This window comes from Microbacterium sp. P2_F9 (genome assembly GCF_056403635.1).
The window spans coordinates 1-13620 of sequence record NZ_JBFUFC010000097.1 but is presented as its reverse complement, the minus strand read 5'-3'; the positions used below and the strand labels follow the sequence as shown (position 1 = coordinate 13620).

General features: G+C 67.0%; 15 protein-coding genes and 2 pseudogenes. 15 read left to right on the top strand and 2 right to left on the bottom strand.

The features are described 5' to 3' along the window. The 7 genes and pseudogenes from AC1DVT_RS11615 to AC1DVT_RS11585 all read left to right on the top strand — a co-directional run. Positions 1–293, top strand: a pseudogene (locus tag AC1DVT_RS11615) (hypothetical protein); the annotation flags it as partial. 316 nt (positions 294–609) lie between these two features. Beyond that, positions 610–978, top strand: a complete 369-nt coding sequence (gene rpsL, locus AC1DVT_RS11610; protein WP_018187369.1) for a 30S ribosomal protein S12 — start codon at positions 610–612, stop codon at positions 976–978. A gap of 5 nt (positions 979–983) precedes the next feature. Continuing rightward, positions 984–1454, top strand: a complete 471-nt coding sequence (gene rpsG, locus AC1DVT_RS11605; RefSeq protein WP_056312881.1) for a 30S ribosomal protein S7 — start codon at positions 984–986, stop codon at positions 1452–1454. A gap of 105 nt (positions 1455–1559) precedes the next feature. After that, positions 1560–3674, top strand: a complete 2115-nt coding sequence (gene fusA / locus AC1DVT_RS11600) for an elongation factor G (RefSeq protein WP_477389056.1) — start codon at positions 1560–1562, stop codon at positions 3672–3674. A 158-nt stretch (positions 3675–3832) separates the two neighbouring features. Next, on the top strand, positions 3833–5026 hold the full coding sequence (gene tuf / locus AC1DVT_RS11595) for an elongation factor Tu (protein ID WP_457101850.1): 1194 nt from the start codon (positions 3833–3835) through the stop codon (positions 5024–5026). 83 nt (positions 5027–5109) lie between these two features. Then, positions 5110–5394 carry a hypothetical protein gene (locus tag AC1DVT_RS11590; protein ID WP_477389054.1) on the top strand — a complete coding sequence of 95 codons (285 nt, stop codon included), beginning with the start codon at positions 5110–5112 and terminating at the stop codon, positions 5392–5394. A 149-nt stretch (positions 5395–5543) separates the two neighbouring features. Continuing rightward, the gene (locus AC1DVT_RS11585) at positions 5544–6650 is read left to right on the top strand and encodes a glycosyltransferase (RefSeq protein ID WP_477389052.1); all 1107 of its coding nucleotides are present in this window, start codon (positions 5544–5546) and stop codon (positions 6648–6650) included. 12 nt (positions 6651–6662) lie between these two features. On the opposite strand, the gene AC1DVT_RS11580 is transcribed toward AC1DVT_RS11585, so the two are convergent. Continuing rightward, positions 6663–7784: a glycosyltransferase gene (locus AC1DVT_RS11580; protein ID WP_457101847.1), complete on the bottom strand. Its 1122-nt coding sequence runs from the start codon at positions 7782–7784 to the stop codon at positions 6663–6665. Between the two features lies 1 nt (position 7785). Beyond that, positions 7786–9345, bottom strand: a complete 1560-nt coding sequence (locus AC1DVT_RS11575; protein ID WP_477389049.1) for a sugar transferase — start codon at positions 9343–9345, stop codon at positions 7786–7788. Positions 9346–9896: 551 nt separating this feature from the next. Here AC1DVT_RS11575 and rpsJ point away from each other — a divergent pair. The 8 genes and pseudogenes from rpsJ to AC1DVT_RS11535 all read left to right on the top strand — a co-directional run. After that, positions 9897–10205 (top strand): 30S ribosomal protein S10, encoded by a 309-nt coding sequence (rpsJ, locus tag AC1DVT_RS11570; protein WP_013584016.1) that lies wholly within the window; start codon positions 9897–9899, stop codon positions 10203–10205. Between the two features lie 8 nt (positions 10206–10213). Then, the gene (rplC, locus tag AC1DVT_RS11565; protein WP_457101845.1) at positions 10214–10873 is read left to right on the top strand and encodes a 50S ribosomal protein L3; all 660 of its coding nucleotides are present in this window, start codon (positions 10214–10216) and stop codon (positions 10871–10873) included. A 4-nt stretch (positions 10874–10877) separates the two neighbouring features. Beyond that, on the top strand, positions 10878–11564 hold the full coding sequence (gene rplD / locus AC1DVT_RS11560) for a 50S ribosomal protein L4 (protein ID WP_457101844.1): 687 nt from the start codon (positions 10878–10880) through the stop codon (positions 11562–11564). Continuing rightward, positions 11561–11860, top strand: coding sequence for a 50S ribosomal protein L23 (rplW, locus tag AC1DVT_RS11555; RefSeq protein WP_457101843.1), 300 nt, complete (start codon positions 11561–11563; stop codon positions 11858–11860). The genes rplD and rplW overlap by 4 nt, the downstream gene beginning before the upstream one ends. Positions 11861–11885: 25 nt before the next feature. Further along, positions 11886–12725 carry a 50S ribosomal protein L2 gene (gene rplB, locus AC1DVT_RS11550; RefSeq protein ID WP_477389047.1) on the top strand — a complete coding sequence of 280 codons (840 nt, stop codon included), beginning with the start codon at positions 11886–11888 and terminating at the stop codon, positions 12723–12725. 12 nt (positions 12726–12737) lie between these two features. Beyond that, positions 12738–13019: a 30S ribosomal protein S19 gene (rpsS, locus tag AC1DVT_RS11545; RefSeq protein ID WP_257501491.1), complete on the top strand. Its 282-nt coding sequence runs from the start codon at positions 12738–12740 to the stop codon at positions 13017–13019. Positions 13020–13044: 25 nt separating this feature from the next. Further along, a complete protein-coding gene (gene rplV, locus AC1DVT_RS11540; RefSeq protein ID WP_457101841.1) occupies positions 13045–13440 on the top strand; it encodes a 50S ribosomal protein L22 in 396 nt (131 codons plus the stop codon). Beyond that, a pseudogene (locus AC1DVT_RS11535) lies at positions 13440–13620 on the top strand (30S ribosomal protein S3); the annotation flags it as partial. The gene rplV and the pseudogene AC1DVT_RS11535, both read left to right, overlap by 1 nt.

Here is a 13620-nt window from a genome sequence, read left to right as displayed (position 1 = left end):
CGGATGCCGCGGCCGCCGCCGGCCCCCACGCCACCGTCGGCGCCGCGCCGCCGCATCGGATCGCCGCGCCGCCCGAGGCGCACGTCGCCTATCCGCCGCGGACCCCGGAGCAGCCTGAGATCACCCGCCGACCACCGTCCCCGCGGCCGTTGCAGGCACCAGTGGACCGTGCGGCGGGGGAGGCCGCCACCCGCCGCCGCCGACGCCGGACCGCGCTGATCGCCGTGGTCGCGGCATCCGTCCTCGTCGCACTTGCCGTCGCCGGAATCTTCGCGCTGGCGCTCATCCCCTGACCCTGCGAGGGGATGAGCGGCGGACGACACGCCGCGTTTGACCGGCCCTCCACCGGTCGCGTATCATCGAAGGGTGTGCGCTTTCGCGCGCCGTCCGACGTGCCCCGGCATGGACGACGGAGCCAAGAGCGCTGCATCTCAGGGATCGGACTGCGAACAGTCCGCCCCCACGGCTTATCCACCACACAAATCGCGTCAGATCATTCTGCCGCGCCGGTGGGTCCACGTGAGCCTCAGGTGAAACAGATCGAAAGATCCGTCCAGCTTCAGGTGAGACCACGACGCTGTCACCGTGCAGCACAACATAGGAGAGAACGTGCCAACCATTCAGCAGTTGGTTCGCAAGGGTCGCTCGCCCAAGGTCACCAAGACCAAGGCGCCGGCGCTCAAGGCGAACCCGCAGCAGGCGGGTGTCTGCACCCGCGTGTACACGACCACGCCCAAGAAGCCCAACTCGGCGATGCGCAAGGTCGCCCGTGTCAAGCTCCGCAACGGCACCGAGGTCACCGCCTACATCCCCGGCGAGGGCCACAACCTGCAGGAGCACTCGCTCGTGCTCGTCCGCGGCGGTCGCGTGAAGGACCTCCCCGGTGTCCGCTACAAGATCGTCCGTGGCGCCCTGGACACCCAGGCCGTCAAGAACCGTAAGCAGGCTCGCAGCCGCTACGGCGCGAAGAAGGGTTAAGGAATATGCCTCGTAAGGGACCCGCCCCGAAGCGCCCCGTCGTCAACGACCCGGTCTACGGCGCACCGATCGTCAGCCAGCTCGTGAACAAGATCCTCGTCGACGGCAAGAAGTCGCTCGCCGAGTCGATCGTGTACACCGCCCTCAAGGGCGTCGAGGCCAAGAACGGCCAGGACGCTGTCGCCACCCTGAAGAAGGCGCTCGACAACGTGCGCCCGACCCTCGAGGTCAAGAGCCGCCGCGTCGGTGGCTCGACCTACCAGGTGCCGATCGAAGTCAAGCCGCACCGTGCGAACACGCTCGCGCTGCGCTGGCTCGTGAGCTACGCCAAGGGTCGTCGTGAGAAGACGATGACCGAGCGCCTCCAGAACGAGATTCTGGATGCCTCGAACGGCCTGGGTGCCGCGGTCAAGCGCCGCGAAGACACCCACAAGATGGCCGAGTCGAACCGCGCCTTCGCGCACTACCGCTGGTAACAGCCGCTTCGTCCGGGATCGGCCCCCTGCGGGGCCGATCCCGGACACCCGGACGCTTCGACACGCTCAGCGCCCGGCCCAGAATCACAAGTTAGGAAGACACCCGTGGCACAAGACGTGCTCACCGACCTCACGAAGGTCCGCAACATCGGCATCATGGCGCACATCGATGCCGGCAAGACGACGACGACCGAGCGCATCCTGTTCTACACGGGGACCAACCACAAGATCGGTGAGACGCACGACGGCGCCTCGACCACCGACTGGATGGAGCAGGAGCAGGAGCGTGGCATCACGATCACCTCCGCTGCTGTGACGTGCTTCTGGGACAAGAACCAGATCAACATCATCGACACCCCCGGCCACGTCGACTTCACGGTCGAGGTCGAGCGCTCGCTTCGCGTGCTCGATGGCGCGGTCGCCGTCTTCGACGGCAAGGAGGGCGTCGAGCCCCAGTCCGAGACTGTCTGGCGTCAGGCCGACAAGTACGAGGTCCCGCGCATCTGCTTCGTCAACAAGATGGACAAGCTCGGCGCCGACTTCTACTTCACGGTCGACACGATCATCAACAAGCTCAAGGCCAAGCCGCTCGTGCTGCAGCTGCCGATCGGCGTCGAGAACGACTTCGTCGGCGTCGTCGACCTCGTCGAGATGCGCGCGCTGGTCTGGGCGGGCGACTCCAAGGGTGATGTCACCATGGGCGCCAAGTACGACATCCAGGAGATCCCGGCCGACATGGCCGAGGTCGTGGCCAAGTACCGCGAGATCCTGCTCGAGACCGTCGCCGAAACGGACGAGGAGCTCCTCGAGAAGCACTTCGGGGGCGAGCCCCTCACGGTCGCCGAGATCAAGGCCGCGATTCGCAAGCTGACCGTCAACTCGGAGATCTACCCCGTGCTCTGCGGCTCGGCGTTCAAGAACCGCGGCGTGCAGCCGATGCTCGACGCGGTCGTGGACTACCTCCCGTCGCCGCTGGACGTGCCCGCGATCGAGGCGCACGACCCGAAGAACGAAGAGATCGTCATCCTGCGCCACTCGGACCGCGAGGAGCCGTTCACGGCCCTGGCGTTCAAGATCGTGACGCACCCGTTCTTCGGTCGCCTCACCTACATCCGCGTGTACTCCGGTCACCTGGACTCCGGCGGACAGGTCGTCAACTCGACCAAGTCCAAGAAGGAGCGCATCGGGAAGATCTTCCAGATGTACGCCAACAAGGAGAACCCGGTCGACTCGGTCACCGCCGGTCACATCTACGCGGTCATCGGCCTCAAGGACACGACCACGGGCGACACCCTGTCGGACTCGCAGCACCAGGTCGTGCTCGAGTCGATGACGTTCCCCGAGCCGGTCATCGAGGTCGCGATCGAGCCCAAGACGAAGGCTGACCAGGAGAAGCTGGGTCTCGCGATCCAGAAGCTCGCCGAGGAGGACCCGACGTTCCGCGTCGAGCAGAACTCGGACACCGGCCAGACCGTCATCAAGGGCATGGGCGAGCTGCACCTCGACATCCTGGTCGACCGCATGAAGCGCGAATTCCGCGTCGAGGCGAACGTCGGCAAGCCGCAGGTCGCGTACCGCGAGACGATCAAGAAGGCCGTCGAGCGTCACGACTACACGCACAAGAAGCAGACCGGTGGATCCGGCCAGTTCGCGAAGATCCAGTTCGCGATCGAGCCCCTCGAGGTCACGGCCGACACGACGTACGAGTTCGAGAACAAGGTCGGCGGTGGCCGCATCCCGCGCGAGTACATACCTTCGGTAAACGTCGGCTTCCRGGACGCGATGAACGTCGGAGTCCTCGCGGGCTACCCGATGGTCGGCGTCAAGGCGATCCTGCTCGACGGTGCCGCGCACGATGTCGACTCGTCGGAGATGGCGTTCAAGATCGCCGGCTCGATGGGCTTCAAGGAGGCGGTCCGCAAGGCGAACCCCGTCATCCTCGAGCCGATCATGTCGGTGGAGGTCCGTACTCCCGAGGAGTACATGGGCGACGTCATCGGCGACCTGAACAGCCGCCGCGGCCAGATCCAGTCGATGGAGGATGCTGCCGGCGTCAAGGTCGTCCGCGCCCTCGTGCCGCTGTCCGAGATGTTCGGCTACATCGGCGACCTCCGCTCGAAGACCTCCGGCCGCGCCGTCTACTCCATGGAGTTCGACAGCTACGCCGAGGTCCCGCGCAACGTCGCAGACGAGATCGTCCAGAAGACCAAGGGCGAGTAGTCCTCCGGATGCCGGGGGCCCAGGCCCCCGGCATCCGGTTCCACAACTTCACACAGTTTCATCCCAACCCTCTCTACTAAGGTAGAAACCAATCCCCGTAGAGAACCGGTCGCAATCCAGCGCCCGGAGCATCTACACGAATGTCCTAGGAGGACCCAGTGGCTAAGGCCAAGTTCGAGCGGACCAAGCCGCACGTGAACATCGGAACGATCGGTCACGTCGACCACGGCAAGACCACGCTCACCGCCGCGATCTCGAAGGTGCTCGCCGACAAGTACCCGTCGAAGACCAACGTGCAGCGCGACTTCGCGTCGATCGACTCCGCTCCCGAAGAGCGTCAGCGCGGCATCACGATCAACATCTCGCACGTCGAGTACGAGACGCCGAAGCGCCACTACGCGCACGTCGACGCCCCGGGTCACGCCGACTACATCAAGAACATGATCACCGGTGCTGCTCAGATGGACGGCGCGATCCTCGTGGTCGCCGCCACCGACGGCCCGATGGCCCAGACGCGCGAGCACGTGCTGCTGGCCAAGCAGGTCGGCGTGCCGTACCTGCTCGTGGCGCTCAACAAGAGCGACATGGTCGACGACGAGGAGATCCTGGAGCTCGTCGAGCTCGAGGTCCGCGAGCTGCTGTCCAGCCAGGACTTCGATGGCGACAACGCGCCGGTCATCCGCGTCTCGGGCCTCAAGGCCCTCGAGGGCGACGAGACGTGGACCCAGTCCATCCTCGACCTCATGGACGCCGTTGACGAGTCCGTTCCGGACCCGATCCGCGACAAGGACAAGCCCTTCCTCATGCCCGTCGAGGACGTCTTCACCATCACCGGCCGTGGCACGGTCGTGACGGGTCGCGCCGAGCGCGGCACCCTCGCGATCAACTCCGAGGTCGAGATCGTGGGTCTGCGCCCGACGCAGAAGACGATCGTCACCGGTATCGAGATGTTCCACAAGCAGCTCGACGAGGCATGGGCCGGCGAGAACTGTGGTCTGCTCCTGCGCGGCACCAAGCGTGACGACGTCGAGCGCGGCCAGGTTGTCGTCAAGCCCGGTTCGGTCACCCCGCACACCAACTTCGAGGGCACGGCGTACATCCTGTCCAAGGAGGAGGGCGGCCGTCACAACCCGTTCTTCACGAACTACCGCCCGCAGTTCTACTTCCGCACCACCGACGTCACCGGCGTCATCACGCTGCCTGAGGGCACCGAGATGGTCATGCCCGGCGACACCACCGACATGACCGTTGAGCTGATCCAGCCCATCGCCATGGAAGAGGGCCTCGGCTACGCGATCCGTGAGGGTGGCCGCACCGTCGGCGCCGGCACGGTCACGAAGATCCTGAAGTAGTCACTGACTGACTGCTGAAAGAGGGTCGGACCTTCGGGTCCGGCCCTCTTTTGTCGTATCCGGAGGTCTCTGAGGTTTGACGGATGCCGCGCCCGCCCGCGACGATGGGCTCCGGTGCGTCCGTCGCGGGCGCCGTGCGAAGGAGTGGACCCATGGGCTTCGATGACCTGTTCAACAAGAGCAAGAAGCTGTTCCAGGACGGCAAGGAGAAGGTCACCGACTTCGTCGAGAGCGAAAAGGGCGAGCAGCTGATCGACAAGAGCAAGCAGGTGTTCGAGGACGGCAAGGGCAAGGTCACCGAGTTCTTCGACAGCGACAGCGACAAGGGCGAGGGAGCGGTCGGCAGCGAGCCGTCGCCCGGTCCCTGAGCCGCCCCCCGGTCCCTGAGCCTGTCGAAGGGCGCCGATGCCTGTCTCTCGGGATCGGCAGGTAATATGACCGGACGCTGTGCGGGCGCGTAAGGCTCGTGCGGAACCCGGCTATCGGGGGCGTACTCCGGGGGGAGAGGCACTGCCCGATGAGCGGGATCATCGTCCACGAGTGGCTGCAGCGCAACGGCGGCTCCGAGAATGTCTTCGCCGTGCTCAGCGAGACGTTTCCGGATGCGGAGCGCTTCTGCCTGTGGAACGACAGCGAGGGGCGGTTCACCGGCGTCGAGGAGTCCTGGCTGGCCCGCACACCGCTGCATGGGCACAAGATGGCAGCCCTGCCGCTCATGCCCGCCGTCTGGCGGAACCTCCCTGAGCGCGACGCGGACTGGGTGCTCTGCAGCAGCCATGCGTTCGCGCATCATGCCCGGTTCGCCGGTCCTGCTCGCAGCGCGCCGAAGCTCGTCTATGCGCACACCCCGGCACRGTACGTGTGGGTGCCTGAGCTCGACGGCCGCGGCGAGAGCACCATGGCCCGCGCGGTCTCGGCGATGCTGAAGCCGCTGGATCGCCGGCGTGCCGCGGAGGCGACGGCGATCGCGGCGAACAGCCGATACGTCGCCGCGCGCATCGCCGACAAGTGGGACCGCGAAGCGCAGGTGATCTATCCACCGGTGGATGTGCACACGTTCGCCGAAGATCCGGTGGAGCTCTCCCCGGCCGATCGGGCCGTGCTCGACTCCCTTCCGGAGAGCTTCCTGCTCGGCGTCTCCCGATTCGTGCGCTACAAGCGCCTCGAGGCGGTGATCGATGCCGGCATCGCCGCGGGTCTGCCGGTCGTGCTCGCCGGCGGGGGACCTGACGGGCCGCGCCTGCGCGCGCACGCGCTTGGCCACCCCGGCGCCGTGCGCTTCGTCGACACCCCGTCGTTCGCGCTCCTCCGCGCCCTCTACCGTCGCGCCGCGGCGCTGGTGTTCGCGGCCATCGAGGACTTCGGCATCGTGCCGGTCGAGGCGATGGCCTCCGGTACCCCGGTCATCGCCAACGCGATCGGTGGCGCATCCGAGTCGGTGATCGACGGCGTCACCGGCGCGCACGTGTACGAGTGGACTCCCGCCGAGCTGCGCAGGGCCGTCGACCGTGTCGTCGGGCTGTCCGCGGCGGACTGCGTCGCGCGGGCCCAGGACTTCGACACCCCGCTCTTCCAGGATGCGATCAGGCWGTGGGTCGGCGCGCACGCGCCGATCGACGCCTGAGGCCGCAGCGGGTCAGCGCAGCGGCAGCTGGGGCACGGCGATGCGCGGGCTCAGCCATGCGGTGAGCGCGCGATCGAACTGGGTGGCGTCGAATCGCCAGGCATGCTCGGTGATGCCGGCGCGCGGGAGGCCTGCGCAGACGGCCGCGGCCGCGAGCGCCTCCTCCGCGGAGCGCGGATCGAACAGCGCGCCGCCGACGCCCTCCAGCACTGACTCGCCGGACCCGCCCACGCGGTTGGCCATCACCGGGGTGCCCGCCGCCATCGCCTCGACGGCCACGATGCCGAAGTCCTCGATCGGGGGGAAGACGAACAGACCCGCCTTCGCCATGAGCGCCCGCACCATGGCGTCGCTCGGCCGCAGCAGAATGTGCACCGGCACCCGGGACTCGGCGGCCTGAGCCCGCAGCTCCGCCTCGAGCGGACCGAACCCGGCCACCACGGTGGGCCGGTCCAGCAGCTCGCCGATCTGGATCACGGTGTCGAGCCGCTTGTAGGGGATGAAACGCGAGACGCCGAGCACGAAGTCGTCGGGGAGCGCATCGAGCGTGCGCCGCTCGGCATCGGTCAGCTGTTCGCGCCAGTCCCCTCGTACGATCCCCGCGACATCGACGGGCGGATGGATCACCTGCGCGGTGCGTCCCCAGGAGCGTTCGATCCGGTCTGCGACGAAGCGGCTGTTGGCGGCGAGTCCGGTTGAATGCTGGGCGGTGCGCTTGTCGAGCGCGCGCAGCGGCGGGCCGGCGATCTTGACCGCGAGGTTGTCACCCCGCCGATCGAGCTCCGGCGCCCACAGGTAGCGCGCCGGGGTGTGGACGTAGACGTACTTGGGTCCGTCGCCTTCCACCCGCACGTGATGGGCGAACGCGTGCGAGCTCACGAGCGTCCAGTCGTGGCTGGTCTGCCGGGGGAGGCGCCAGGTGATCGGCATGACCGGCAGGGCGAGCGCCTTGTGGCGGCGCAGCGGGGTGCGCGCGAGCCAGGTCTCACGCACGGTGCGATCGGGGAACCGCGTCCGGTCGTCGTTCCAGAGGCACAGCAGGTCGGCGTCGGGGAAGAGGGTCGCGAGCCGAGCCAGCACCCGCTCCGCCCCGCCCGCCGCCTCGATCCACTCGTTGACGATCAGCCCCGTCACGTCATGCGGCCGTTCTCCCCGGGGCGAGGGCGGCACGCAGCGTCTTGAGGAGGATGACGACGTCGCCGACCAGCGACCAGTTCTCCACGTAGGCGAGGTCGATGCGCACCGACTCCTCCCAGGAGAGGGTCGAGCGCCCGCTGATCTGCCAGATGCCGGTGATGCCCGGCTTGACGAGGAACCTGCGATGCACGTGCTCGTCGTACCGCGCGACTTCGGTCGGCAGCGCGGGGCGGGGACCGACGAGCGACATCGACCCGCCGAGGACGTTGAACAGCTGGGGGATCTCGTCGAGGCTGTAGCGGCGCAGCCGGCGCCCGAGCGGGGTGACCCGCGGGTCGACGAGCATCTTGAAGAGCACTTCGTTGCCGGAGTCGCGCTGCGCCAGCAGGTCAGGCAGCATCGACTCGGCGCCGTTGACCATCGTGCGGAACTTGAGCATCCGGAACTCCCGGCCGTCGAAGCCGACGCGGCGCTGCCAGAACAGCACGGGGCCGGACGAGGTCGAGGCGATCATGATGGCGATGATCGCCATCACCGGGCTCAGCAGCACGATGCCGATGGCGGCGAGCAGGATGTCGAGCGCGCGCTTCACGAATCGCTGGCCCATGCTGTAGCGCGGCGTCTCGACGTGGATCAGCGGAAGGCCCGCGACCGGTCGGGTCTGGATGCGCGGACCGACGACGTCGGCGATGGCCGGCGCGAGGACGAGGTGGCGGCTGCCGGTCTCGAGCGCCCACGAGATGCGMTTCACTCCCGACGGCGGCAGCTCATCGGCGCTGGTGACCGCGACGGTGTCCGCGTCGAGATGCAGGAGCACGTCCAGGACGTCCTGCACTCCTCCGACGATCGGGATGTCCGTGTCGCGCACCGTGCCGCCGGGCTTGCCGCCCGGGGTGCAGGCTCCGACGATCCGGTAGCCGGCGCTCGGCGTGCGGCGCAGGGCCGCCCCGATCTGGGCGACGGATGCCTCGGACCCCACCAGGAGCACGGTGGCGCTCCAGTGGCCCTTGGCCCGCTGGCGGATCAGCCACTTGCGCCACATCCATCGCTCGAACAGGAGGGCCAGGATGCCGAGGGGCAGGCTGATCAGCAGATACCCGCGCGCGACGTCGACGCGCAGCAGGAACGCGGCGATCGCGATCAGGCCGAACAGGCGCGTGCTGACCGAGATGACCCTGACGTACTCTGCGGCGCCGGTGCCGATCGCCCGGTCGCTGCGTGAGTCGGCGAGGCTGAGGCCCCACATCCACAGCGCGAGCAGCACGGTCGAGAAGATCCAGTACGAGACGTTGCTCAGGCGCGAGTCCTCGCGGATCGACACCTGGGCATTGCCCAGGCCGAACCAGGCCACCTGGGTTCCGTAGATGACGACGGTGAGCACGAGCAGGTCGCTGATCCACAGCCGCCGGGCGTAGCGCGCCCGCCAGTCTGCGCCGCCGCGGGCATCGCGCGTCGAGCGAGCCGGCGCACCCTGTTCGGGTGCCGGTCTGCTCGGTGAGCGAAATGACTTCGCCCGGTCGATCGGCTCTCTTGCCGATCCGACCACTTTCGACGTCACGCGAATCCCCCCTTCCGCCACCTGGGCTTGCGGTGCCCATGGCACAGCGTGCCGCTCCCCCAAGCGACGGCCCTGTCATTCTGCCACGGTTGCTCCTCTTGTCATGAGTCAAGTGTCCGGATCGTGATCCCGCGGAGCGCGGGCGTCTGCGATCCTGGGAATGTCCCTCGCAGCGAGATCCGCGACACGCCCGAGTTTGCGACACGCCCGGGTGACACGTAGACTAGTGAGGTTCCACATTCCGGCGCCCCTCTTGGCGTGCGCTGGATCACTGCCAGGGCAGTGCATAGACGACGCGAAAGCATCATCGTCTAGGCCGCGGGCAGCAGAACCAAAATCCGACACCTCAGACAGATGGGGACGCTTGCGTCCGCGCGTGCCTGGGTGTGGAGGAGCCGGATGCCGAGGCATCCGGATTGACATGAGAACAGCGGTGCAGCAACGCACTGCAGAGCAGTGCAGAGAAGTGCCATGGCGCGCAAGCGCCACCGTGCGTCCGATGCCCCTGGGGAGCCCAGGTCGGTAAGACGCGGAATGAGAGTGAGCAGACAATGGCGGGACAGAAGATCCGCATTCGCCTGAAGTCGTACGATCACGCCGGCCTCGATTCGTCGGCCCGCAAGATCGTCGACACCGTGACCCGTGCTGGTGCAACGGTTGTGGGCCCCGTGCCCCTTCCGACCGAGAAGAACGTCGTGTGCGTCATCCGGTCGCCGCACAAGTACAAGGACAGCCGTGAGCACTTCGAGATGCGCACCCACAAGCGTCTGATCGACATCATCGACCCGACGCCCAAGGCCGTCGACTCGCTGATGCGTCTCGACCTGCCGGCCGATGTCAACATCGAGATCAAGCTCTGAGGTTCGACATGGCTGACATCAACAACAGGATTTCGCGGGGACTGCTGGGCACGAAGCTCGGCATGACCCAGGTCTGGAACGAGAATGGCAAGCTCATTCCCGTCACCGTCATCGAGGTTGCCACGAACGTGGTGACCCAGGTTCGCACCCCCGAGCGCGACGGCTATAACGCGGTTCAGATCGCCTACGGGCAGATCGACCCCCGTAAGGTCAACCAGCCGCTCACGGCCCACTTCGAGGCTGCCGGCGTGACCCCCCGCCGCCACCTCACCGAGGTTCGCACCGCCAACGCCTCCGACTACTCACTCGGTCAGGAGCTGACCGCGGAGAGCACCTTCGAGGCCGGCCAGCTGGTCGACGTCGTCGGCACCAGCAAGGGCAAGGGCTTCGCCGGTGTCATGAAGCGTCACAACTTCAAGGGCGTCTCGGCTTCGCACGGTTCGCACCGCAACCACCGCAAGCCCGGCTCGATCGGCGCATCGTCGACCCCCAGCCGTGTCTTCAAGGGCATGCGCATGGCCGGCCGGATGGGTGGCGAGCGCGTCACCGTCCTCAACCTCACGATCCACGCGGTCGACGCCGAGAAGGGTCTGCTGCTCGTCAAGGGCGCCGTCCCCGGCGCGCGCGGCCGCATCGTCTACGTCCGCAACGCAGTGAAGGGGGCCTGAGTCCATGGCTGATTCGACTCTCGCGCTCGACGTCCGAAGTGCAGATGGCAAGAAGGCAGGCTCCGTGGAGCTGCCCGCCGCGATCTTCGACGTCAAGACGAACATCCCGCTCATCCACCAGGTCGTCGTCGCGCAGCGCGCGGCGGCTCGCCAGGGTACCCACTCGACCAAGCGTCGCGGTGAGGTCTCCGGCGCCGGCCGCAAGCCCTTCAAGCAGAAGGGCACCGGTAACGCCCGTCAGGGCTCGATCCGCGCGCCGCACATGACCGGTGGTGGCATCGTCCACGGCCCGAAGCCGCGTGACTACTCGCAGCGCACCCCCAAGAAGATGATCGCCGCCGCCCTCCTGGGTGCGCTCAGCGACCGCGCTCGGGGCGACCGTCTGCACGTCGTCGACTCCTTCGGGATCGACGGCGCCCCCTCGACGAAGGCGGCCAACGCCGTCCTCACCGAGTTCGCCCCGCGCAAGCGGAACGTCCTCGTCGTGATCGAGCGCAATGACGAGATCAGCACCAAGAGCCTGCGCAACCTCGCGTACGTTCACGTGCTGACCTTCGACCAGCTGAACGCCTACGACGTGCTCGTCTCCGACGACATCGTCTTCACCAAGGCCGCCTATGACGCGTTCGTTGCGAAGAAGCTCGCCGCGAACGCCGCAGCAGAGGCCGACACCGAGGAGGTCTCGGCATGACCGGAATCAACAAGGACCCGCGGGACGTCATCCTGAAGCCGGTCGTCTCCGAGAAGAGCTACGGGCTCATCGACGAGGGCAAGTACACGTTCCTCGTGGACCCGCGCGCGACCAAGACCGAGATCAAGCTCGCCATCGAGAAGATCTTCGGCGTCAAGGTGGCCGCGGTCAACACGCTCAACCGCGTCGGCAAGGCCCGCCGCACCCGCTTCGGCACTGGAAAGCGCAAGGACACCAAGCGCGCCATCGTGACCCTGAAGTCGGGCACCATCGACATCTTCACGGCAGTCGGCTGACGGTCGGGATAGAGGACTAGAGAACATGGCTATTCGCAAGTACAAGCCCACGACCCCGGGTCGCCGCGGCTCGTCGGTGGCCGACTTCGCCGAGATCACCCGATCGACGCCTGAGAAGTCGCTCCTCCGCCCGCTGTCCAAGACCGGTGGTCGCAACAACCAGGGCCGCATCACCACCCGCCACATCGGTGGTGGCCACAAGCGCCAGTACCGCGTCATCGACTTCCGTCGCAATGACAAGGACGGCGTGGACGCCAAGGTCGCTCACATCGAGTACGACCCCAACCGCACCGCACGCATCGCGCTGCTGCACTACGTGGACGGCGAGAAGCGCTACATCATCGCGCCGAACAAGCTGTCGCAGGGTGACGTCGTCGAGTCGGGTCCCGGTGCTGACATCAAGCCCGRCAACAACCTGCCCCTTCGCAACATCCCCACCGGTACCGTGATCCACGCGATCGAGCTCCGCCCCGGCGGCGGCGCGAAGCTGGCCCGCTCGGCCGGTGTGTCGGTTCGCCTCGTGGCGAAGGACGGCCCGTACGCCCAGCTGCGTCTCCCCTCGGGCGAGATCCGCAACGTGGACGCGCGCTGCCGCGCCACGATCGGCGAGGTCGGCAACGCCGAGCAGTCGAACATCAACTGGGGCAAGGCCGGTCGCAACCGCTGGAAGGGCATCCGCCCGACCGTCCGCGGTGTCGCGATGAACCCGGTCGACCACCCGCACGGTGGTGGTGAGGGCAAGACGTCCGGTGGTCGTCACCCCGTTTCCCCTTGGGGCCAGGCTGAGGGTCGCACCCGCCACGCCAAAAAGGAGAGCGACAAGTACATCGTTCGCCGTCGCACCGCCGGCAAGAAGCGCAAGTAGGAGTAGAGGAAGATGCCACGCAGTCTTAAGAAGGGCCCCTTCGTCGACGAGCACCTGCTCCGCAAGGTGGTTGTTCAGAACGAAGCCGGTACCAAGAACGTCATCAAGACGTGGTCGCGTCGCTCGATGATCGTCCCCGCAATGCTGGGTCACACGATCGCCGTGCACGATGGTCGCAAGCACATCCCCGTGTTTGTCACCGAGACCATGGTCGGCCACAAACTGGGCGAGTTCGCGCCCACCCGCACCTTCCGCGGCCACGAGAAGGACGACAAGAAGGGCCGTCGCCGCTGACGCGGTGGCGTAAGAGGAGAGAGAAATGGTGGAGTCCATCGCACGCGTGCGACACATCCGCGTGACCCCTCAGAAGGCTCGTCGTGTCGTCGCGCTGATCAAGGGCAAGCAGGCTCAGGAGGCCCTGGCCATCCTGAAGTTCGCGCCGCAGGCCGCTAGCGAGCCGATCGCAAAGCTCGTCGCTGCCGGCATCGCGAACGCTCGCGTCACGGCCGACAAGACCGGCGAGTACCTCGATGAGCAGGATCTGTACATCGCGAACGCCTACGTGGACGAGGGGACGACGCTGAAGCGTTTCCGCCCCCGTGCACAGGGCCGCGCCTTCCAGATCAAGAAGCGCACGAGCCACATCACGGTCCTGCTGTCGACCCCCGTGGTCGCTGACGCAGCCGCAAAGACCAGTAAGAAGGCGAGCAAGTAATGGGACAGAAGGTAAACCCGTACGGCTTCCGCCTCGGTATCACCACGGACCACGTGTCGCGTTGGTTCTCGGATTCCACGAAGCCGGGCCAGCGTTACGCCGACTACGTCGCCGAGGACATCAAGATCCGGAAGCTGCTGCAGACCAACCTCGACCGCGCCGGTGTGAGCAACATCGAGA